Origin of the sequence: Amnibacterium flavum (assembly GCF_003097495.1) — a bacterium.
Taxonomy (GTDB): Bacteria; Actinomycetota; Actinomycetes; order Actinomycetales; family Microbacteriaceae; genus Naasia; species Naasia flava.
In genome coordinates this window covers 1553012-1574212 of the sequence record NZ_QEOP01000001.1, presented here as the reverse complement: position 1 = coordinate 1574212, position 21201 = coordinate 1553012, and the positions used below count along the sequence as shown (strand labels likewise).

Below are 21201 nucleotides of genomic sequence, written 5' to 3'. Positions count from 1 at the left end.
CAACAAAGTTCGCGAAACACCGCCCCGAGGCGGAATAAGGCGGTGCTGCATGCGATTGCATGTAGTCATGACTACTTCTTCTTCGATCCACCCCGCCTACGTCGCGGGCACCTGGAAACTCGACCCGACCCACTCCGAGCTCTCGTTCTCGGTCCGTCACCTCGCGATCAGCAAGGTCCGCGGAACGTTCGAGACCTTCGACGCGACCTTCGTCGCCGCTGAGGACCTGAACGACAGCACCCTCGACGCGACCATCGACATCGCTTCTGTGAACACCAACCAGAAGGACCGCGACAACCACCTCCGCACCAGCGACTTCTTCGCGGTCGACGAGCACCCCACCGCCACGTTCCGCTCGACGGACTTCGCCGTCGACGGCGACGACTTCACCGTCACCGGTGACTTCACCCTCCGCGGCGTGACGAAGACGATCGTCCTCAAGGGCGAGTTCGGCGGCACGACCACCGACGGCTACGGTCAGACCAAGTTCGGCGCCTCGGCCAAGACCAAGATCAACCGCCACGACTTCGGCGTCAACTGGAACGCTGCTCTCGAGGCCGGCGGACTGACCCTCGGCGAGGACGTCACCATCAACTTCGAGCTCCAGTTCGTGCTTCAGCCGTAAGTCCGGAAGCAGAACACGAAGGGGCATCGACCACTCGGTCGGTGCCCCTTTTTGCACGACCTGCCGACGACGCGGCAGACGTCAGCGGAGCACTCTTCCGAAGAACTCCAGCAGCAGGTCGTCGACGACTTCGGGCGCGTCGAGGGTCACGAAGTGGCCCGCATCGCGGGCGACGGACAGAGGCACGCCCTCCTCCTCCGCCCAGCGGCGCATCGCCGACGCGATATTGCCGGTCCCATCCTCGGCACCGACGACCAGCAGCAGCGGTATCGGCGTCGTGTAACCCGAGTCGGGTCGGACGAACCCGACGGTCGCCCGCCAGATCGCGATGAACTCCGCCTTGGACAGCATCGAGAACGCCCGGAGCGCATCTGCCCGCGCCGAGGCGGTGACCGCCGAGACGCCCGCCATCAGCCGAGGAAGAGTCCGAGCGGGGACGAGCGCGAGCGACGGTGCTGCTGCGGCGAGAGCGACCGACTCGAAACGCGAGAGCGAGCCTGCATTCCAAGTGGAGTCGAGCACCGCCAACGCTCGGAACGCGTTCGGTCGCCGGCAAACGGCCTCCTGCGACAGATTCCCTCCCAGGGAATGACCGGCCAGCGCCGGCCGGTCGAGGCGGAGGAAGTCGATGAGGCCGAAGAGATCGTCGAGGTAAGCGTCGGAGGTGATCGCGCCCGTCGACGGGCGCGACAGCCCGTGGCCGCGGAGATCCCAGAGGACCGCGCGATGGCCGGCTGCGACCAACGCGTCGAACTGCCTCTCGAAGGTGACGTGGTCGGCGCCGGCACCGTGGCTCAGGATGACCGCGGGACCGCGTCCACCGCTGTCGGCGAAGCGCAGAACGCAACCGTCGCGTTCGTAGGAGCCATCAAGTCTCATTCGAGCACCCATCGCAGGCCGCGCGAACGGTGAAACGGAGCGAGGGCGCAACCGGGGGTCCCGGTTGCGCCCTCTTTCGCGTCATCGGCGGCTCAGTTGGCCAGTTCCGCCTGTCGGGCGACGATCGTCACCTGATTGTTCTCGACCGAGAGGAAGCCGTCTTCCGCGTTGGCGACGATCTTGCGACCGCCGCTCTGCGTGACGCGGACCTCGCCGCTGGCGAGGATCGCGAGCAACGGCTCGTGCCCCGGCAGGATGCCGATCTCGCCCTCGCTGGTGCGGGCGACGACCATCTCGGCCTCGCCCGACCAGATCTGGCTGTCGGCCGACACCACGTCGACTGTGAGGACGGCCATGATCAGCCGTTCTCCTTCTGGATCTGCGCCCACTTCTCTTCGACGTCGTTGATGCTTCCGACGTTGAAGAAGGCCTGCTCGGCGACGTCGTCGAAGTCACCCTTGACGATCGCGTCGAAGCTCTCGATGGTGTCCTTCAGCGGAACCGTCGAGCCCTCGACACCGGTGAACTTCTTCGCCATGTAGGTGTTCTGCGAGAGGAACTGCTGGATGCGGCGAGCACGCGACACGGTGATCTTGTCCTCTTCGGACAGTTCGTCGACACCGAGGATCGCGATGATCTCCTGGAGTTCCTTGTTCTTCTGCAGGATCGCCTTCACGGCGGTGGCCACGCGGTAGTGGTCGGCACCCAGGTAGCGGGGGTCGAGGATGCGGCTCGTCGAGGTCAGCGGGTCGACAGCCGGGTAGAGGCCGCGCGAGGCGATCTCACGGCTGAGCTCGGTCGTGGCGTCGAGGTGCGCGAACGTGGTCGCGGGAGCCGGGTCGGTGTAGTCGTCGGCCGGCACGTAGATCGCCTGCAGCGAGGTGATCGAGTGACCACGCGTCGAGGTGATGCGCTCCTGGAGGACACCCATCTCATCGGCGAGGTTCGGCTGGTAACCCACCGCGGACGGCATGCGGCCGAGGAGCGTCGACACCTCGGAGCCCGCCTGCGTGAAGCGGAAGATGTTGTCGATGAAGAGCAGCACGTCCTGCTTCTGCACGTCGCGGAAGTACTCCGCCATCGTGAGGGCCGACAGGGCGACACGGAGGCGGGTTCCCGGCGGCTCGTCCATCTGGCCGAACACGAGGGCCGTCTTGTCGAAGACTCCGGCCTCTTCCATCTCGTGGATGAGGTCGTTACCCTCACGGGTGCGCTCGCCGACACCGGCGAACACCGAGACACCACCGTGGTCCTGCGCGACGCGCTGGATCATCTCCTGGATGAGGACGGTCTTGCCGACACCGGCGCCGCCGAACAGGCCGATCTTGCCACCCAGAACGTACGGGGTGAGGAGGTCGATGACCTTGATGCCGGTCTCGAACAGCTGCGTCTTGCTCTCGAGCTGGTCGAATGCCGGGGGACGGCGGTGGATCGGCCAGCGCTCGGTGATCTCGACGGTCTCGCCGGGTTCGAGGTTGAGGATGTCACCGGTGACGTTGAAGACCTTGCCCTTGGTGACGTCGCCGACGGGCACCGAGATGGCAGCGCCCGTGTCGCGGACCTCCTGACCGCGGACGAGTCCGTCGGTCGGCTTGAGCGCGATGGCGCGGACGAGGTCGTCGCCGAGGTGCTGTGCGACCTCGAGGGTGATCTCGGTGCTCTCCTCGCCGATGACGATCGTCGTCTTCAGCGCGTTGTAGACCTCGGGGATCGAGTCGTGCGGGAACTCGATGTCGACGACGGGTCCGGTGACGCGCGCGACGCGGCCGACGCCGGGCGTCGACTCCGCCGCAGCGGGCTTCTCGGGGGCGGTGATGCTCATGGTCTGATTCCTGCCTTTTGGCTTCTTGGCTGGCTTGTGTGGAACGCGTCTACTTGGCGCTGACGAGGGCGTCTGCGCCGCCCACGATCTCGGAGATCTGCTGCGTGATCTCGGACTGGCGCGCATTGTTCGCGAGGCGCGTGTAGTCGCGGATGAGGGTGTCGGCATTGTCGCTCGCCGACTTCATCGCCCGCTGACGTGCGGCGTGCTCGGACGCAGCCGACTGCAGCATGGCGTTGTAGATGCGGCTCTCGATGTAAACCGGGAGTAGGGCGTCGAGAACGGCGTCGACCTCGGGCTCGAACTCGTAGAGCGGGAGCACCTCGGCGCTGGGGGCCTCGAGGCCCTCGACGATCTCGAGCGGGAGGAGCCGGACGACCTCGGGGGTCTGGGTGACCATGCTGACGAAGCGGTTGTAGACGATGTGGATCTCGTCCACTCCGCCCTGGGCCTCGTCACGCGTGAACACGTCGACGAGCTCCTCGCCGATCTCCTGCGCGGTCGCGAACTCGGGCTGGTCGGTCCCTCCCACCCACGAGCGCAGCGATGCGCGCTTGCGGAATGAGAAGTAGCCGACGGCCTTGCGTCCGACGAGGTAGTAGACGACCTCTTTGCCCTGGCTGCGCAGGAGAGTCGTCAGTTCCTCGGACTCCTTGAGCACGCTGGCGCTGAACGCTCCGGCGAGACCGCGATCGGATGCGAAGATCACGACGGCGGCGCGCTTGGGGTTCTCGCGTTCGGTCGTCAGCACGTGGGACACGTTGGAGTACGTGGCCACGGCGGAGACCGCACGCGTCACAGCCCGCGAGTACGGGGTCGACGCGGCGACACGCTGCTGCGCCTTCTGGATTCGCGACGCGGAGATCAGCTCCATGGCGCGAGTGATCTTCTTGGTCGTCTGCGCCGACCGGATCCTCTGCCGGTAGACGCGAAGCTGAGCGCCCACTAGTTAGCGACGACCTTTCACGATCTTCTCCTGGTTGACGTCGGCCTCGTCCGTGGCCGTGAACGTCTCCTTGCCCACCGAGTTGAGGGGCTTGCCCTCACCCGTCTGGAACTCCAGCTTGAACTTGTCGACGTTCTCGCTCAGGGCGGCGACGGTGTCGTCGTCGAGCACGTTGGTGTCGCGCAGGGTGGTCAGGATCTCGGTGTTGCGGCCGAGGTAGTCCAGCAGCTCGCGCTCGAAGCGCAGGATGTCGGAGACGGGGACCTCATCGAGCTTGCCGTTTGTTCCGGCCCAGATCGAGACCACCTGCTCCTCGACGGGGTACGGCGAGTACTGAGGCTGCTTGAGCAGCTCGGTGAGGCGTGCGCCTCGGGCGAGCTGACGACGGCTGGCCGCATCGAGGTCGGAGGCGAACATCGCGAACGCCTCGAGCGAGCGGTACTGGGCGAGCTCGAGCTTGAGCGTTCCCGAGACCTTCTTGATGCTCTTCACCTGAGCGTCACCACCGACCCGCGAAACCGAGATTCCGACGTCGACCGCGGGACGCTGGTTGGCGTTGAACAGGTCGGACTGGAGGAAGATCTGGCCGTCGGTGATGGAGATCACGTTGGTCGGGATGTAAGCCGAGACGTCGTTCGCCTTGGTCTCGATGATCGGGAGACCGGTCATCGAACCTGCGCCCAGCTCGTCGGAGAGCTTCGCGCAGCGCTCGAGCAGGCGGGAGTGCAGGTAGAACACGTCGCCGGGGTACGCCTCGCGTCCCGGGGGACGACGCAGCAGCAGGGAGACGGCGCGGTAGGCCTCGGCCTGCTTCGACAGGTCGTCGAAGATGATGAGGACGTGCTTGCCCGAGTACATCCAGTGCTGGCCGATGGCCGAGCCGGTGTAGGGGGCGAGGTACTTGAAGCCGGCGGGGTCGGAGGCGGGGGACGCGACGATTGTCGTGTACTCCATGGCTCCGGCGTCCTCGAGCGCGCCCTTCACCGAGGCGATGGTCGAGCCCTTCTGGCCGATGGCGACGTAGATGCAGCGGACCTGCTTGGTCGGGTCACCCGACTCCCAGTTGGCCTTCTGGTTGATGATCGTGTCGATCGCGATGGCCGTCTTGCCGGTCTGGCGGTCGCCGATGATCAGCTGACGCTGTCCGCGGCCGACGGGGATCATGGCGTCGATGGCCTTGATGCCGGTCTGCATGGGCTCGTGCACGCTCTTGCGCTGCATGACGCCGGGGGCCTGGAGCTCGAGAGCGCGGCGGCCTTCGGTCGCGACCTCGCCGAGGCCGTCGATCGGGTTGCCCAGCGGGTCGACGACGCGACCGAGGTAGCCGTCGCCGACGGCGACCGAGAGGACCTCACCGGTGCGGTGGACTTCCTGGCCCTCTTCGATGCCGCTGAACTCACCGAGGACGACGACGCCGATCTCGGATTCGTCGAGGTTCTGGGCGAGGCCCAGGGTGCCGTCCTCGAAGCGCACGAGCTCGTTGGCCATGACGCTGGGAAGGCCTTCGACGTGCGCGATGCCGTCTGCGGCGTCGATGACGAAGCCGACCTCGGTCGCTTTCGCCTGCTCGGGCTCGTAGGAGTCGACGAAGTCCTTGAGGGCGCCGCGGATCTCTTCGGGACTGATGGTCAGATCTGCCATGGGATTGATTCCTTGATCGTGTCCGGCGTCAGCCGGCGAGTTGAAGTCGAAGATCGTTGAGTCGCGTCGCCACACTGCCGTCGATCACATCGTCACCGATGGAGATGCGAACTCCCCCGATGAGGCCTGTGTCGACGACCTGGTTGATGCTGAGCTGACGGCCGTAGCGGACGCTCAGCGCCTTCTCGAGGCGGTCGAGCTGAGCCGCGGTCAGAGCGGTGGCGGTGCGGATCGTCGCGACGCCGAGGCCGGACTGATCGGCGACAACCGACGCGGCTCTCCTGATCGCGTCGGAGAAACGGCGCTTGCGCGGCGACTGCACGATGTGGCGGACGATGACGCGAGTCTGCTCGGACGCATTGACGAGGAGCCGGTCGACGAGGACCGTCTTCGCGCCGTGGCCGCCGAGGTTGCTGCCGACGGCGAGTTCGAGCTCGGAGTTCGAGCCGACCGCGGCGCCGAACGAGAACAGCTCGCGGTCGACGGACACTCCCTGCGGGGCCGACGCCGAGACGGCGCGGTAACCGAGTGTCTCGATGCCGTCGACGAGCTCATTGCCCGACGACCAGCGCGCGTTGACGACGGCGTCGAGCACGGGGACGATGTCGCCGAAGCCGCTGAAGACCTGATTCACGACACGCGACTTGCCCTGCGCCTCGATGCCGGGGTCGGCGAGCAGAGCACGCAGCTGGGTCGATCCGGCGATGGCACGTGCGGCCGCCAGCAGCCGCTCACCCGTCGCCAGGTCGGTGCTGCCCAGCTTGTCGAGTGCGGCGATCGCCGTCTCGAGCGCCTGCCTGCTCGCGGAGCCCACTACTTGCCCGCCTTCTCGGATGCTTCGAGGTCGGCGAGGAAGCGGTCGACCAGGGCGGTCGCGCGCTTGTCGTCCGACAGGCTCTCGCCGACGACGCCGGAGGCGAGGTCGATCGCGAGCGAGCCGACCTCCGCACGGAGCGAGACGACGGCCGACTGGCGCTCCGCCTCGATCTGAGCCTGCGCCGCTGCAGTGATGCGGGCGGCCTCGGCGGTCGCCTGCTCGCGGAGCTCGACGAGGATCTTCTTGCCGTCCTCGCGTGCCTGCTCGCGGATGCGACCCGCTTCGGCGCGGGCCTCGGCGAGCTGCTGGTTGTAGCTCTCGAGCGCTGCGGTGGCCTCGCGCTGGGCCTCCTCGGCCTTGGCGATGCCGCCTTCGATCTTCGCCGAGCGCTCATCGAGCAGCTTCTTGACCGAGGGCAGAACCTTCCAGAAGAAGAACGCCAGGATGATCGCGAAGCAGACCGCCGACCAAAGGATGTCGTAGTCAGCGGGGATGAGCGGGTTGCCGGGCTCCTCTTCGGCAGCCGCCGCCATGACGGCCACGAGCTGCGATGGCACTAGTGCCACGCCAGCCTCCTTATGTCGATGTAGAGACGGGTGATCAGTTGGTGAAGATGAAGTACGTGGCGATACCGATGAAGGCCAGCGCCTCGGTGAACGCGATGCCGAGGAACATCAGGGTCTGGAGACGACCCTGCAGCTCGGGCTGGCGCGCGACCGACTCGATGGTCTTGCCGACGACGATGCCGACGCCGATTGCGGGGCCAATCGCGGCGAGGCCGTAGCCGACGGTCGCGATGTTTCCGGTGAGCTCAGCGACAACTGTGGTGTCCACAGGTATTTCCTTTCGGTGATGGGGTCTAGGCGATGCTTACGACGAAGGTCAGTGCTCTTCAGCCAGCGCGAGCTGGATGTAAACCGTCGTAAGCAGGGTGAAGACGTAGGCCTGGAGTACTGCGACCAGGATTTCGAACACGGTGAAGGCGAATCCGAAGGCGAAGGTGCCGACGCCGAACAGGGTCCAGAAGCCACCGGCCGTGAACAGGAAGAACTGGGTGGCCGAGAAGCAGAGCACCAGCAGCAGGTGGCCGGCGACCATGTTCATGAGAAGTCGCAGTGCCAGCGTGACGGGCCGCAGGATGAAGGTCGAGACCAACTCGATCGGCGTGACGATCAGGTAGATCGGCCACGGCACGCCAGGGGGGAAGAGCGATGCCTTGAGAAAGGTCCCCGGGTGCTTCTTCAGTCCTGCGTAGATGAAGGCCACATAGGCGACGATCGCCAGCACGACCGGCAGACCGACGACCGAGGTGCCCGCGATGTTGAGGAACGGGATGATGCCCGTGATGTTCATCGCGAGGACGAGGAAGAAGATCGTCGTCAGCAGCGGGAGGAAGCGGGTTCCGTCCTTACGACCGAGCAGGTCCTCCGCGATGTTGACGCGAACGAAGTCGAGCCCCATCTCGATGATGCTCTGGAAGCGACCCGGCACGATCTTCATCCGGCGGGTGCCGAGATAGAACAGCACGATGAGGACGACGACCACGAGCAGACGGATCAGCATGATCCGGTTCAGCTCGAAGGGAGTTCCCTCGAAGAGCAGGACCGGCGGGAAAAATTCGTCGATCGAGGGAGGGTGGAAGCCCCCGCCGTCGCTGGCGAGGGGCAGATGTGAAAGGACGGCGTTCAGCAGCTCGTTCTCCTGCATCGGGGCGCGCGTTCGCACGCGGCGATCGGAAGGGGAAGTCCTAGAACCCTATCAATGAACGGGGGCCACCGCGAACCGTTTTCGATGCAATGTAGAAATCGGACCGGCCGATGATCATGCGGTCGGCGGGAGGTCCGATTCCGCGGACGACGGCGGGAGCTTCGCATCGACGTAGGGCATGCGCGAGGTGGCGAAGACGTACACGTCGATGGCGAGGCTTCCGATGACCGCCGCGACGACCGCGAAGAAGAACGCGACGGGATTTAGCCAGTCCGCCGAGCGCAGGGTGAGCACGAGCACGAGGAACGCGACGAACTTCACCATCCAGCCGCCGAGCACGATTCCGAAGAATGCCGGTTTGAGCATGTCTCCCCCGGTCGCGCGGACCGCGAGGATGATCGACACCGCGGTGAGACCCAGGAAGACCGCCGCGACGACCGCACCGATCGCTGCTCCGACGAATCCGGGCGCGCCTGCGACGGTGAAGCCGATGATGCCGCCGATCACGACGATCGCGACGGCGAGGGCGGCACCGAGCACCAGTGTCCGCTTGAGGAGGGCGCTGAGGTTCATGTCGGTTCCTTGTCGAGGTGCGAGTCGAGCACGACGTCGTCGGCCGCCTCGTCGAGCGGGTCGAGCTGGGCTCGGATCGGACTCTCCTGGTCGACAGGAGTCGACTGGGCCGCGGCCTCGACGACCTTGCGACGCGAGAGCGGCGCGAGCGTCAGGACGGCGCACACCACGAGGCCGACGAAGATGAACACGAGCGCCCAGTACCAGGGCTTCACCACGAAGAAGAGCAGGGCGCCGACCGAGAGCACCGCGGTCCATGCGTAGAAGATCAGCACGGCGTGCAGGTGGGAGTGACCCATGTCGAGCAGGCGGTGGTGGAGGTGCTTCCGGTCGGCGCTGAACGGGGACTTGCCCGCCCGGAGCCGCCGCGTGACCGCGAGCGCGAAGTCGAGGAACGGCACGATGAGGATCGCGACCGGCAGCAGGATCGGGAGGAAGGCGGGGAGGAGCGACGACCGACCGAAGGTCGCGCCGAACACGACGGGGTCGATCTGACCCGTCACCGCGATGGCGGAGGTGGCCATCAGCAGGGCGACCAGGTAGGCGCCGCCGTCGCCCATGAACAGCTTCGCCGGGTGGAAGTTGAGCGGCAGGAACCCGACGCAGATGCCGATCGTCACCGCCGCGATGAGCGATGCGAGGTTGAAGTAGTTGTTGGGGCTCGTCTGCTGCACGACGAGATAGCTGTAGAGGAAGAAGACGCTGTTCGCGATGATCGTGACGCCCGCCACGAGGCCGTCGAGCCCGTCGATGAAGTTGACGGCGTTCATGACGAAGACGATCGCGAGCACGGTGAGGGCGAGGGACATCCAGGCCGACCCGATCGTGAGGCCGCCGATCGGGAGGGAGGCGATGGCCACGCCCTGCCAGGCCAGCAGCCCCGCCGTGAGGATCTGCCCGGCGAGCTTGATCATCCAGTCGAGGTCGAGCAGGTCATCCGCGACGCCGATGGCCACGATGATGAACGCCGCACCGACGATCGCCCAGATCTTGCCCGGCTGGGAGAAGACGATCTCGAAGAACGGGATGCGCGAGGCGACGGCGATCGCGACCAGCACTCCCCCGAACATGGCGACCCCGCCGAGGCGCGGAGTGGGGTTCGTGTGCACGTCGCGCGCACGGATCTCGGGATGCAGCCGGTACTTGCGGCCGATCTTGTAGACCACGTACGACAGAGCGAACGTGACGACGGCGGCGACGAGCGCGACGATCCCGTACTGGATCACGGGGCGCTCTCCAGAGGCTCACCTGAGACCTCGGCGATCCGCGCGGCGGGCAGGACGCCCTCGCGCACGATGCGGAGGCCGCCCGAGCCGTCGGCGAGCCCGGTGGCGTCGATGATGGTCGAGGGCACGGACCCCGGCGTCTCGCCGGCGTCGAGGTAGATCGAGATCGAGTCGCCCAGCTGGGCCAGCGCGTCGGCCGCGGTCGTCGCAGCGGGCTGACCGGTGAGGTTCGCGGACGACACGGCCAGCGGTCCGGTCTCGCTCAGCAGTTCGAGGGCGATCCGATGATCGGGCATGCGGAGAGCGACCGTTCCCCCGGTGTCGCCGAGGTCCCAGGCGAGAGAGGCGCGCGCGGGCAGGATGATCGTCAGCGGCCCCGGCCAGAACTCGGCCACGAGCGCGCGCACCGATTCGGGAACCGACTCGGCGAGTGCGTCGAGTGTCGGGATGCCCGGGACGAGCACGGGTGGGGGCGACTGCCTGCCGCGACCCTTCGCATCGAGCAGCCGCTGAACAGCAGCGGGAGAGAACGCGTCAGCGGCGACACCGTAGACGGTGTCGGTGGGCAGGACGACGAGTTCACCGCGCCCGATGGCACCGCGCGCGAGGCGCATTCCGGTGAGGAGATCGGACTCGGCGTTGCAGTCGAATGTGCGGGCCATGTCGAGAGCCGAGTGTACCGGTGGAAGCACCGACCGCTCCGGGCACGCGGCGTGCGCGGCCGATTCGGTCGGGCGTGCAGCAGACTGGGGGTGATGACTCTTCTGTTCGTGTTCGACATGGACAACGTGCTGTACGACTACGACTGGATGGCGCGGATGCGCGCTCTCTCGGCGGCGAGCGGAATCCCCGTTCCTGTTCTGCGGCAGCGTTGGTGGCTCGACCCGACCCGTGAGATGCACGCCGAGGCGGGCGGATTCGACGGGCCCGACCATTACCTCGACACCTTCCGGCGCACGGTGGGCACCGGCGTGTCGGAAGCCGACTGGGTGGCGGCCCGGAAGAGCGGGATGACCGCGCTGCCCGATTCGATCGCCGCGGCCCGTCGGGCCGGGGAACTGGGGCGGGTGAGCCTGCTCACCAACAACGGGCCGCTCGTGCACAAGCACCTCGCGCACCTGGCACCCGATCTGGTTCCGATCTTCGGGTCGGAGCTGCGGGCGTCGAGCTTCTACGGGGCCCGCAAGCCCGATCCGCTCGTGTTCGAGCGGATGCTGGAGTCCTACGACTCCCCCGCCGCCGACACGTTCTTCGCCGACGACCTCGTCGAGAACGTCGCGGGTGCGGAGTCCGTCGGGATCACCACCCATCTCTTCGACGGCGACGCGGCAGCCATGCGCGCGGCGATCGAGGCCTTCGCGGAGAGCCGCGGCGTCACGCCCGCCGAAGGCTGAGACTCAGCCCGTCGTTTCGCTCCGCTCAGCGCGCGGGCGAACTCCCCCGCCCGCTGAGCGGCGCGAAGCGAAGGGTCGTCAGACGTGTCGCGGTTCTCAGCGGACGGCGGTCGTGGCGCGGGGGCGACCGGTCAGGTCGGGGTGCGTCGCCGCGGCGCGCCAGCCGTCGGCGGTGAGAAGCGCACGGATCTGCTCCCCCTGGAGCTCCCCGTGCTCGAGCACGAGCGTCCCCCCTGCACGCAGCAGGCGTCGAGCGGTCACCGAGACCTGGCGGACCACGTCGAGCCCGTCGACTCCGCCGTAGAGCGCGGCCGCGGGGTCGTGCAGCCGTACCTCGGGGTCGCGTGGGATCGCGCCGAGCGGGATGTAGGGAGGGTTCGAGATGACGACGGACACGGTGCCGTCGAGCTCGGGAAGCGCCTTGGCGAGATCGGTGAAGACCATCTTCGCGTTGCCCGCACCGACGTCGCGCGTGTTCTGGGTCGCCCAGATGAACGCCTCGGCCGAGTTCTCGACGCCGAAGACGCGGGCGTGCGGCACCTCGACCGCGAGCGACAGCGCGATCGCGCCGCTCCCCGTCCCGAGGTCCACGCCGATCGGCTCGGGCGACGGGTCGGCGGTCAGTGCGTCGATCGCGATTCCGGCGACCATCTCGGTCTCGGGCCGGGGAACGAAGACGCCGGGGCCGACGGACAGCTCGATGCGTCGGAACGCCGCCCGCCCGGTGATGTGCTGGAGCGGAACCCGAGCGGACCTGCGCTCGACGAGGTCGGCGGTCTCGACCGCGTCGGCAGCGGAGAGCAGTGCACCGCTCATGGCGAGAGCCTGCACCCTGCCTCGACCGACACCCAGCACATGGGCGACGAGGAGTTCCGCATCGACAGTGGGCGTGGGGATCCCGGCGCGGGTGAGGGCCGCAGCGGCACGGCTGAGCACCGAGTCGACGGCGCCCGCCTGCGGATCCGACGAGCCGCCGGAGCGCGCCTGCTGCTCGTCGAGCGAGGGGTGCGTCACGACTCGGTCCCGACGGCGGCGAGCTGAGCCTCTTCGTCGGCCTGGATGGCGGACCGGACGATGGGCTCGAGAGCCCCGTCCATGACCTGGTCGAGGTTGTACGCCTTGTACCCGGTGCGGTGATCGGCGATGCGGTTCTCGGGGTAGTTGTAGGTGCGGATGCGCTCGGACCGGTCGACCGTGCGGATCTGGCTGCGGCGAGCGGCGGACGCCTCGGCGTCGAGCGCCTCCTGCTGAGCGGCGAGCAGACGGGCGCGGAGCACGCGCATGGCGGCCTCGCGATTCTGCAGCTGGCTCTTCTCGTTCTGCATCGACACGACGATGCCGGTCGGCACATGCGTGATGCGAACGGCGGAGTCGGTCGTGTTGACCGACTGACCGCCGGGGCCCGACGATCGGAACACGTCGATCTTGAGGTCGTTCGGGTTGATCTCGAGCTCCTCGGGCGCGTCGACCTCGGGGAACACGAGCACACCGGCGGCGGAGGTGTGGATGCGCCCCTGCGACTCGGTCGCGGGCACACGCTGCACGCGGTGCACTCCACCCTCGTACTTGAGGTGCGCCCAGACGCCGATGACATCGGCGGCGGGACCCTTGATGGCGACCTGGACGTCCTTGTAACCGCCGAGGTCGCTCTCGGTGGAGTCGAGGAGTTCGGTCTTCCACCCCTTGCTCTCGGCGTAGTGCAGGTACATGCGCAGCAGGTCGGCGGCGAACAGAGCGGATTCCGCCCCGCCTTCGCCCGCCTTGATCTCCATGATCACGTCACGGCCGTCGTCGGGGTCGCGCGGGATCAGGAGACGACGCAGCTTCTCCTGGGCGGCCTCGAGCTGCTCCTCGAGCAGCGGGACCTCCTCGGCGAACGCCGCGTCGTCCTTCGCAAGCTCGCGAGCGGCTTCGAGGTCGTCGACGAGACCCGTCCACGCTCCGTGGGCTTCCGCGATCCGGCTCAGCTCGGCGTAGCGCCGGTTGACCTTCTTCGCACGTGCCGCGTCGGCATGCAGGGCCGGGTCGCCGAGCTGCTCCTGCAGCTCTTCTCGCTCGGCCAGCAGCGACGCCACTGACTCGAACACGGCTTACGCCTCGTTGCTGCCCGGGGCGGCCGGCATCGACTTCTGCACCTGCATCAGGAACTCGACGTTCGAGCTCGTCTCCTTCAGCTTGTTCAGGACGATCTCGAGCGCCTGCTGCTGATCGAGCCCGGCGAGGGCGCGACGCAGCTTCCAGGTGACCTTGACCTCGTCGGGGCCCATGAGCATCTCCTCGCGGCGGGTGCCGGAAGCGCTCACGTCGACGGCGGGGAAGATGCGCTTGTCGGCGAGGCCGCGCGAGAGGCGCAGCTCCATGTTGCCGGTGCCCTTGAACTCCTCGAAGATGACCTCGTCCATCTTGGATCCGGTCTCGACGAGTGCGGTCGCGAGGATGGTGAGCGAACCGCCGTTCTCGACGTTGCGCGCGGCGCCGAAGAAGCGCTTCGGCGGGTACAGCGCCGAGGCGTCGACACCGCCGGAGAGGATGCGGCCCGACGCGGGCGTCGCGAGGTTGTAGGCACGGCCGAGGCGCGTGATCGAATCGAGCAGCACGACGACGTCGTGGCCCAGCTCGACGAGACGCTTGGCGCGCTCGATGGCGAGCTCGGCGACCGTGGTGTGGTCCTCAGCGGGACGGTCGAAGGTCGAGGCGATGACCTCGCCCTTCACCGTGCGCTGCATGTCGGTGACCTCTTCGGGACGCTCGTCGACGAGGACGACCATGAGGTGGACCTCGGGGTTGTTCTTCGCGATGGCACCGGCGATGGCCTGCAGGATCAGCGTCTTGCCCGCCTTGGGGGGCGAGACGATGAGGCCGCGCTGACCCTTGCCGATGGGCGAGACGAGGTCGATGATGCGGGTCGACAGGATGCCCGGCTCGGTCTCGAGGCGCAGACGCTCCTGCGGGTACAGCGGGGTCAGCTTGCCGAACTCCACGCGAGCGGCGGCCTCGTCGACCGTCTGGCCGTTGATGCTGTCGATCTTGACGATGGCGTTGTACTTCTGACGTCCGCCCTCGCCGTCGCGGGGCTGACGGATGGCGCCGACGACGGCGTCGCCCTTGCGGAGGTTGTACTTCTTCACCTGGCCGAGCGAGACGTAGACGTCGCTCGCACCGGGCAGGTAGCCGCTGGTGCGCACGAAGGCGTAGTTGTCGAGGACGTCGAGGATTCCGGCGACGGGGATGAGCACGTCGTCATCGCTCAGCTCGGGCTCGAAGTCGTCGTTCTGGGTGCCGCGGCCGCGCTTGCGGTCGCGGTAACGGCTGCGGCTGCTGCGCTCCTGGCGTTCGGCGTCGGTGCCGCCCTGCTCGCCGGCGCCCGCCTGCTCGGCGTTCTGGCGCTCGTTGTTCTGGCGGTCCGCGTTCTGGCGGTCCGCGTTCTGACGGTCGTTGTTCTGGCGGTTCTGGTCGCCGCGGCCACGGCCCTCGCCACGCTGACCGCCGTCGTTCTGACCGTTGCCGGCCTTCTCGTTCTGGCCGTTGTTCTGGTTGCCGCCGTTGTTCTGGCGGCCGCCGTCGTTCTGGCGGTTGGACTCGCCCTGCGATCCCTGGCGACCGCGGCCGCGGCCACGACGACCGGAACGCTCACCCTCGGCGGGCGCTTCGGTCTCGTCGGTGGTCGTGGAGCCCTCGGTCTCGGCCGGAGCGGCCTCGGGGGTCTCCTCGGCGGTGTCGGTGGGGTGCGAGCCGTCGTGCTGGCCCTCGACGGGCGCCTCGGCGATGGGGGCCTCGGTCGCGGCCTGCTCGACATCCTCGCTGATGCCGGTCTCGCCCTGATTGACGTGCGATGCCGCGCTCTTGGGCGCGGGGGTCTCCTCCACGGCGGCCTCGACCGAAGCCGAGGTGGCACGGCGGGAGCGACGGGCGCGGACCGGCTTCTCAGCGGGCGCCTCGGCGACCGCGACGGGCGTGGTCTCGTCGATGGTGGGAACAGCCGCGACGGGCTCGACCGTGGCCGGTTCGGCCTCGGCTGCGGGCTCCTCGGCGACGGGTGCGTCGGCGGCGGGCGTGGCGTTGGGCGAGACGTCGACCGCGTCGGCGACGGACTGCGCCTCGGCGACGACGTCGGCCTCGGCCGGAGCCTCGGGCTCGGCCGCGGGGGCCTCGGCGCTGCCCGTCTGGTCGGTGTCCGTCTGAACGGTGTCCGCTTCGACGGAGGACCCGTCGACCGCGCTGAGGTCGTCGACCACGGCGGCGCCGGATTCGGTCTCGGCGTTGGGTTCGACGGAATCGGTGGAGGTGTCAGAGATTGCTGCCACGAGTTCTCCCTTTCGGAGTCTGGCGACGTTCTTGACGCCGAGCGACGTGGCGAGAGCTTGGAGCTCTGGCACGCGCATCGAATTCAGATCAGCGATCCGAACCGCGCGAGAAGCGCTGATGTCGACATCAGTCACGAAGAAGCCTTAATTGACAAAGAGGTTTTGGCCTATCCCCAAAGACATGGGGGTGAGTGGGAACGAAAGTCCGGGGGCGAGCGAATCGCGAGCCCGAGACGAAAACTCGCGTCCAGATGACGCTGTTTCCAGATGACACTGTCTCGGGGACCAAGTGATTCGTGCCGCTACAAAGAGGGCGGCGTCTGCACCGGATGAGTCAACACTGTAGCACCTTTGAAGTCGACGGCCAGCATGAGCGCCTGCCAGGGGGTGTCGGAGCGCTGCTCGATCAGGCGCGCGGCCGAGAGCCGCTGCACCGGGTCGCTGCCCAGTACGAGGATCGACGGGCCGGCTCCCGAGACGACCGCCGCGTAGCCCTCTTCCCGCAGAAGGGTGACCAGACGGAACGTCTCGGGCATGGCGGACGCGCGGTAGTTCTGATGCAGCCGGTCCTCCGTCGCCGCGAGCAGCAGCTCGGGGCTCTGCACGAGCGCAGCGACGAGGAGGGCCGAGCGCGAGACGTTGAAGATGGCGTCGGCGTGAGGCACCGATTCGGGCTGGAGGCTGCGTGCGAGCGCCGTCGACATGGTGTGCTCGGGCACGAACACCAGCGGCGAGACGCCGCGGTGCACCATGAGCTTCTTGTGCTGGGGGCCGCTCGGCGTCACCCAGGCGATCGTCAGCCCGCCGAACAGGGCGGGCGCCACGTTGTCGGGGTGCCCCTCGAGAGCCGTCGCGCGCGCGAGCAGCTGCTCGGAGTCGAGTTCGACGACGCCCTCGAGCAGACCCTTGGCCGCCATGACGCCGGACACGATGGCCGCACCCGACGAGCCGAGGCCCCGGCCGTGCGGAATGACATTGTGGGCCACGAGGTGGAGGCCGGGCAGCGCGATGCCGTAGTGCTCGAACACGTGGGCGATCGAATGCGCGACGAGGTTGCTCTCATCGGTCGGCACCTCGCCCTCGCCGACTCCGTGCACCTCGACCGTCACGCCGGGACGGTCGAGGACCGTGACCGTCAGCTCGTCGTAGAGCGACAGGGCGAGTCCGAGCGTGTCGAAGCCGGGGCCGAGGTTGGCGCTCGTCGCGGGGACGCGCACCGAGACGGTGCGGCCCGCGAGCTCGTCGACGACCCGTGCGCTCACGCGCTGGCCGCCAGGCCGAGGACACCCGCGATCTCGGGGACGTCGACGGGGACGATCGTGGGCGTGACATCGGAGCCGTCGGCCGCGCGAAGGGCCCACTGGGGATCCTTCAGGCCGTGTCCGGTCACCGTCAGCACGACGCGCGCGCCCTTGGGGATCGCGCCGGCCTCGGACCGCTCGAGCAGGCCGGCGACCGAGATGGCCGACGCGGGCTCGACGAAGATGCCGACCTCGGCCGACAGGATGCGATGCGCCTCGAGGATCTTGTCGTCGTCGATGGCACCGAAGTAGCCGTCGCTGTCATCTCGAGCGGACAGGGCGAGCTCCCACGAGGCCGGGTTGCCGATGCGGATCGCACTCGCGATCGTCTCGGGGTGACGGACCGGCTCGCCCAGGACGATGGGCGCACTGCCCGAGGCCTGGAAGCCGAACATGCGCGGAAGCGTCGACGCGGCGCCGCGCGCGATCTCCTCACGGTAACCGCGGTGGTAGGCCGTGTAGTTGCCGGCGTTGCCCACCGGGATGAAGTGGAAGTCGGGACCGTCACCCAGGACGTTGACGACCTCGAACGCCGCCGTCTTCTGCCCCTCGATGCGGTCGGGGTTGACCGAGTTCACGAGGTGCACCGGGTAGTTCGCCGCCAGTTCGCGGGCGATGTCGAGGCAGTCGTCGAAGTTCCCCTGCACCTGCAGCAGCTGCGCGTTGTGCGCGACCGCCTGGCTGAGCTTGCCCATCGCGATCTTGCCCTCGGGGACCAGCACCGCCGCGGTGATGCCCGCGTGCGTCGCGTAGGCCGCGGCGGAGGCCGAGGTGTTGCCGGTCGAGGCGCAGATGACCGCCTTGGCCCCGTGCTCGACGGCTTTCGAGATGGCCATCGTCATGCCGCGGTCCTTGAACGACCCGGTCGGGTTCATGCCCTCGTACTTGACCCAGACGTCGGCACCGGTGCGCTCGGACAGCGCACGCGCCGGAATCAGCGGAGTGCCGCCCTCCCCCAGCGTGATGACGGGAGTCGCATCGCTCACGTCGAGACGGTCGGCGAACTCTCGGATGACGCCACGCCACAAATGGGCCACGGTCACTGCCTTTCGATCTTGGACTGCGAAGCGGGGACCACGGCCGTACCCGCGGGGCGGGCCGGGGTCACTCCCCTTCGATTCGGAGCACGGACTGCACGGCGACCACCGCGTCGGCTGCCGCGAGGGCGGCCGCGGTGGCCGAGAGGTCGGCCTCGGTGGCCGTGTGCGTGCCGATCACCAGGGTAGCGGTGCCGCCCCCCTCGCCGTCGCTCGCCGACTGCTCGACGGCCTCGACGCTCACGCCGTGATCGCTGAAGATGCCGGCGATGTGGGCGAGGACGCCCGGCCGGTCGAGTACCTCGAGCGTGACCCGGTAGCGCGTGGTCACCTTGCCGATGTCGAAGACGGGCAGATCGGCGGAAGTTGATTCGGCGACTCCGGGTCCGCCGACGACGTGGCGGCGTGCCGCTGAGACGACGTCGCCGAGGACCGCCGACGCGGTCTCGATGCCGCCGGCACCCGCCCCGTAGAACATGAGACTGCCGGCCGCCTGCGCCTCGACGAACACCGCGTTGTTGGCCCCTCGAACGGCGGCGAGCGGATGCTGGCGCGAGACCAGTGCCGGGTGCACTCGTGCGCTCACGCCCTCGACGCCGGTCTCGGCATCGATGACCCGCTCGCAGATCGCGAGCAGCTTGACGACGTATCCGGCCTTGCGCGCGGATTCGACATCGGCTGCGGTGACCGAGGCGATGCCCTCGCGGTAGACGGCGCTGAGCGGCACGACGGTGTGGAAGGCGAGGCTGGCGAGGATCGCGGCCTTCTGCGCGGCGTCGTAGCCGTCGATGTCGCCCGACGGGTCCGCCTCGGCGTAGCCGAGGGCCGTCGCGGTGGCGAGGGCGTCGTCGAAGTCGTCGCCGCCCGTGTCCATCCGATCGAGCACGAAGTTGGTCGTGCCGTTGACGATGCCGAGGATCCGGTCGACCCGGTCGCCGGCGAGGCTGTCGCGCAGCGGCCGGATGATCGGGATCGCGCCCCCGACCGCCGCCTCGTAGTAGAGCTGGGCGCCGACCTGCTCCGCCAGGTCGAAGAGCTCCGGTCCGTGATGCGCGAGCAGCGCCTTGTTGCCGGTGACGACGTCGGCGCCGGAGGACAGGGCGAGCGCGATGTACTCGCGTGCGGGCTCGAGTCCGCCCATCAGCTCGATGACGATGTCGGCGCCGAGGATGAGCTCGCGCGCGTCGGTGGTGAAGAGCTCGGCGGGGAGTTCGACATCGCGCGGGGAGTCGAGGTTGCGGACCGCGATGCCCGCGAGTTCGAGGCGCGCGCCGACACGGGTGGCGAGCTCCTCGCCATGGCGGAGCAGGAGGCCCGCGACCTGGCTGCCGACGGAGCCGGCGCCGAGGAGGGCGATGCGGAGCGTGCGGTATTCGATCATGTCAGGAGGCTTCCCCGTCGTTGGGCTCGTCGAGCGCCGCATCGCGGCGCAGGAGGTCGGCCTCGGTCTCGCCGCGCACGAGCACGCGAGCGCGGCCGTCGCGGACGGAGACGACCGGCGGGCGACCGAGGTAGTTGTAGTTGCTCGACAGCGACCAGCAGTACGCGCCCGTCGCGGCGACCGCGACGAGATCGCCGGGGGCGACGTCGGCGGGGAGGTAGTCGGCCGAGACGACGATGTCGCCGCTCTCGCAGTGCTTTCCGGCGAGCCGCACGAGCTCGGGTTCGGCGTCCGAGCTGCGCGACGCGATCCGGACGGTGTAGTCGGCGCCGTAGAGCGCGGTGCGGATGTTGTCGCTCATGCCGCCGTCGACGCTCACGTAGCGGCGGACGGCGGTGCCCAGGTCGTGGTCGACCCGCACGTCCTTGATGGTTCCGACCTCGTACAGGGTGAGCCCGGCAGGGCCGATGATCGAGCGGCCCGGCTCGACCGCGACGACGGGGACGGGGATGCCGAAGGCGGCGCACTCCCCCGCGACCGCCTGGGCGATCTGCTCCGCGATCCGATCGATCGGGGTCGGGTCGTCGCCGTCGACGTAGGCGATGCCGAATCCGCCGCCGAGGTTGAGTTCGGGGACGGGACCGCCCGCGAGCAGGTCGCGGTGCACAGCGATCAAGCGGGACGCCGACTCGGAGAAACCGCCGGTGTCGAAGATCTGCGAGCCGATGTGGCAGTGCAGGCCGAGGAAGTCGAGCGATTGGTGCTCGCGGATGCGGGCGACGAGACGCGGGACCTCGCTGAGCGGCACCCCGAACTTCTGGTCTTCATGCGAGGTGGCGAGGAACTCGTGCGTCGACGCGTGAACCCCGCTGTTCACGCGCAGACGGACGCGCTGGGACACCCCTGCGGAGCGCGCCGCGGCCGCAACCCGCTCGATCTCGATCTCGCTGTCGAGCACGATCGCGCCCACGCGGTGGGCGACGGCCCGTTCGATCTCGGCGACCGACTTGTTGTTGCCGTGGTAGCCGACGCGTGCCGGGTCGAAGCCGGCGGCGAGAGCCACGGCGAATTCGCCCCCGCTCGCGACGTCGAGGTGGAGACCGAGGTCGTCCATCCATCTCACGACGGCGACCGAGAGGAACGCCTTGCCCGCGTAGTAGATCTTGGCGCTCGACCCGACAGCCTCGAGCGCACCGCGGAACGCGTCGCGGACCTCGGTGGCGCGGCGCTGGACGTCGGCCTCGTCGAGCACGTAGACCGGCGTGCCGAAGCGCGCGGCGATCTCGGTGGCGGAGACGCCTCCGACGATCAGTTCACCGGACTGCCGATGGGCACTCGCCGGCCAAATGGCGGGATCGAGGAGGTTGGGGTCGGACGGGACCCGCAGGCCGTCGGGGGCGAGCGGGTTTGCGCTGGGCGACACGGTCACGTGAACCTACGAGTGAGGATGAGCGTGGCGAGCGGACCCGGATTGGCCCCTGAAGCCTGGACGAATGCCCGAAACTCTACCGGAATGTCGAGTCGACCTCCGCACGGGCGGGTCGGCGG

21 protein-coding genes are annotated in these 21201 nt (G+C 68.3%); 2 read left to right on the top strand and 19 right to left on the bottom strand.

The window, feature by feature from the left end; all coding sequences use genetic code 11:
- Nucleotides 1–67 precede the first annotated feature (67 nt).
- A complete protein-coding gene (locus DDQ50_RS07340; protein ID WP_116755962.1) occupies nucleotides 68–625 on the top strand; it encodes a YceI family protein in 558 nt (185 codons plus the stop codon).
- Between the two features lie 81 nt (nucleotides 626–706).
- Here the strand turns inward: DDQ50_RS07340 and DDQ50_RS07335 are convergent, their stop codons facing one another.
- The 12 genes from DDQ50_RS07335 to DDQ50_RS07280 form a co-directional block, all read right to left on the bottom strand.
- A complete protein-coding gene (locus DDQ50_RS07335; protein ID WP_116755961.1) occupies nucleotides 707–1504 on the bottom strand; it encodes an alpha/beta fold hydrolase in 798 nt (265 codons plus the stop codon).
- A gap of 92 nt (nucleotides 1505–1596) precedes the next feature.
- Nucleotides 1597–1860: a F0F1 ATP synthase subunit epsilon gene (locus DDQ50_RS07330; protein WP_116755960.1), complete on the bottom strand. Its 264-nt coding sequence runs from the start codon at nucleotides 1858–1860 to the stop codon at nucleotides 1597–1599.
- Nucleotides 1861–1862: 2 nt separating this feature from the next.
- Nucleotides 1863–3326, bottom strand: coding sequence for a F0F1 ATP synthase subunit beta (gene atpD, locus DDQ50_RS07325; protein ID WP_116755959.1), 1464 nt, complete (start codon nucleotides 3324–3326; stop codon nucleotides 1863–1865).
- A gap of 49 nt (nucleotides 3327–3375) precedes the next feature.
- A complete protein-coding gene (locus tag DDQ50_RS07320; RefSeq protein WP_116755958.1) occupies nucleotides 3376–4272 on the bottom strand; it encodes a F0F1 ATP synthase subunit gamma in 897 nt (298 codons plus the stop codon).
- A 3-nt stretch (nucleotides 4273–4275) separates the two neighbouring features.
- Nucleotides 4276–5913, bottom strand: a complete 1638-nt coding sequence (atpA, locus tag DDQ50_RS07315; protein WP_116755957.1) for a F0F1 ATP synthase subunit alpha — start codon at nucleotides 5911–5913, stop codon at nucleotides 4276–4278.
- Nucleotides 5914–5941: 28 nt separating this feature from the next.
- The gene (locus DDQ50_RS07310; RefSeq protein WP_116755956.1) at nucleotides 5942–6727 is read right to left on the bottom strand and encodes a F0F1 ATP synthase subunit delta; all 786 of its coding nucleotides are present in this window, start codon (nucleotides 6725–6727) and stop codon (nucleotides 5942–5944) included.
- A complete protein-coding gene (locus DDQ50_RS07305) occupies nucleotides 6727–7263 on the bottom strand; it encodes a F0F1 ATP synthase subunit B (RefSeq protein ID WP_116756167.1) in 537 nt (178 codons plus the stop codon). Before DDQ50_RS07305 ends, DDQ50_RS07310 begins: the two co-directional genes overlap by 1 nt.
- 67 nt (nucleotides 7264–7330) lie before the next feature.
- Complete coding sequence (gene atpE, locus DDQ50_RS07300; RefSeq protein ID WP_116755955.1) at nucleotides 7331–7564, bottom strand: F0F1 ATP synthase subunit C; 234 nt, start codon at nucleotides 7562–7564, stop codon at nucleotides 7331–7333.
- 48 nt (nucleotides 7565–7612) lie between these two features.
- The gene (atpB, locus tag DDQ50_RS07295) at nucleotides 7613–8437 is read right to left on the bottom strand and encodes a F0F1 ATP synthase subunit A (protein ID WP_116755954.1); all 825 of its coding nucleotides are present in this window, start codon (nucleotides 8435–8437) and stop codon (nucleotides 7613–7615) included.
- A gap of 114 nt (nucleotides 8438–8551) precedes the next feature.
- Entirely contained in the window at nucleotides 8552–9010 is a 459-nt protein-coding gene (locus DDQ50_RS07290; RefSeq protein WP_116755953.1) for a Cg1360 family ATP-synthase-associated protein, read from the bottom strand.
- Nucleotides 9007–10236, bottom strand: coding sequence for an MraY family glycosyltransferase (locus DDQ50_RS07285; RefSeq protein ID WP_116755952.1), 1230 nt, complete (start codon nucleotides 10234–10236; stop codon nucleotides 9007–9009). Before DDQ50_RS07285 ends, DDQ50_RS07290 begins: the two co-directional genes overlap by 4 nt.
- Nucleotides 10233–10898 (bottom strand): L-threonylcarbamoyladenylate synthase, encoded by a 666-nt coding sequence (locus tag DDQ50_RS07280; RefSeq protein WP_116755951.1) that lies wholly within the window; start codon nucleotides 10896–10898, stop codon nucleotides 10233–10235. The genes DDQ50_RS07285 and DDQ50_RS07280 overlap by 4 nt, the downstream gene beginning before the upstream one ends.
- Nucleotides 10899–10991: 93 nt before the next feature.
- Between DDQ50_RS07280 and DDQ50_RS07275 the strand changes: the two genes are divergently transcribed.
- Nucleotides 10992–11630, top strand: coding sequence for an HAD family hydrolase (locus DDQ50_RS07275; RefSeq protein WP_116755950.1), 639 nt, complete (start codon nucleotides 10992–10994; stop codon nucleotides 11628–11630).
- 96 nt (nucleotides 11631–11726) lie between these two features.
- Here the strand turns inward: DDQ50_RS07275 and prmC are convergent, their stop codons facing one another.
- From prmC to lysA, 7 genes are all read right to left on the bottom strand, one after another.
- On the bottom strand, nucleotides 11727–12566 hold the full coding sequence (prmC, locus tag DDQ50_RS07270; protein WP_240614296.1) for a peptide chain release factor N(5)-glutamine methyltransferase: 840 nt from the start codon (nucleotides 12564–12566) through the stop codon (nucleotides 11727–11729).
- 74 nt (nucleotides 12567–12640) lie between these two features.
- Nucleotides 12641–13717: a peptide chain release factor 1 gene (gene prfA / locus DDQ50_RS07265; RefSeq protein ID WP_116755948.1), complete on the bottom strand. Its 1077-nt coding sequence runs from the start codon at nucleotides 13715–13717 to the stop codon at nucleotides 12641–12643.
- A 3-nt stretch (nucleotides 13718–13720) separates the two neighbouring features.
- Nucleotides 13721–16069: a transcription termination factor Rho gene (gene rho / locus DDQ50_RS07260; RefSeq protein WP_116755947.1), complete on the bottom strand. Its 2349-nt coding sequence runs from the start codon at nucleotides 16067–16069 to the stop codon at nucleotides 13721–13723.
- 167 nt (nucleotides 16070–16236) lie between these two features.
- On the bottom strand, nucleotides 16237–17196 hold the full coding sequence (thrB, locus tag DDQ50_RS07255; RefSeq protein ID WP_116755946.1) for a homoserine kinase: 960 nt from the start codon (nucleotides 17194–17196) through the stop codon (nucleotides 16237–16239).
- The gene (gene thrC, locus DDQ50_RS07250) at nucleotides 17193–18272 is read right to left on the bottom strand and encodes a threonine synthase (RefSeq protein WP_116756166.1); all 1080 of its coding nucleotides are present in this window, start codon (nucleotides 18270–18272) and stop codon (nucleotides 17193–17195) included. Before thrC ends, thrB begins: the two co-directional genes overlap by 4 nt.
- Nucleotides 18273–18339: 67 nt before the next feature.
- Nucleotides 18340–19653: a homoserine dehydrogenase gene (locus tag DDQ50_RS07245; protein WP_116755945.1), complete on the bottom strand. Its 1314-nt coding sequence runs from the start codon at nucleotides 19651–19653 to the stop codon at nucleotides 18340–18342.
- Nucleotide 19654: 1 nt separating this feature from the next.
- Nucleotides 19655–21082 carry a diaminopimelate decarboxylase gene (lysA, locus tag DDQ50_RS07240; protein ID WP_116755944.1) on the bottom strand — a complete coding sequence of 476 codons (1428 nt, stop codon included), beginning with the start codon at nucleotides 21080–21082 and terminating at the stop codon, nucleotides 19655–19657.
- Between the last annotated feature and the right edge of the window lie 119 nt (nucleotides 21083–21201).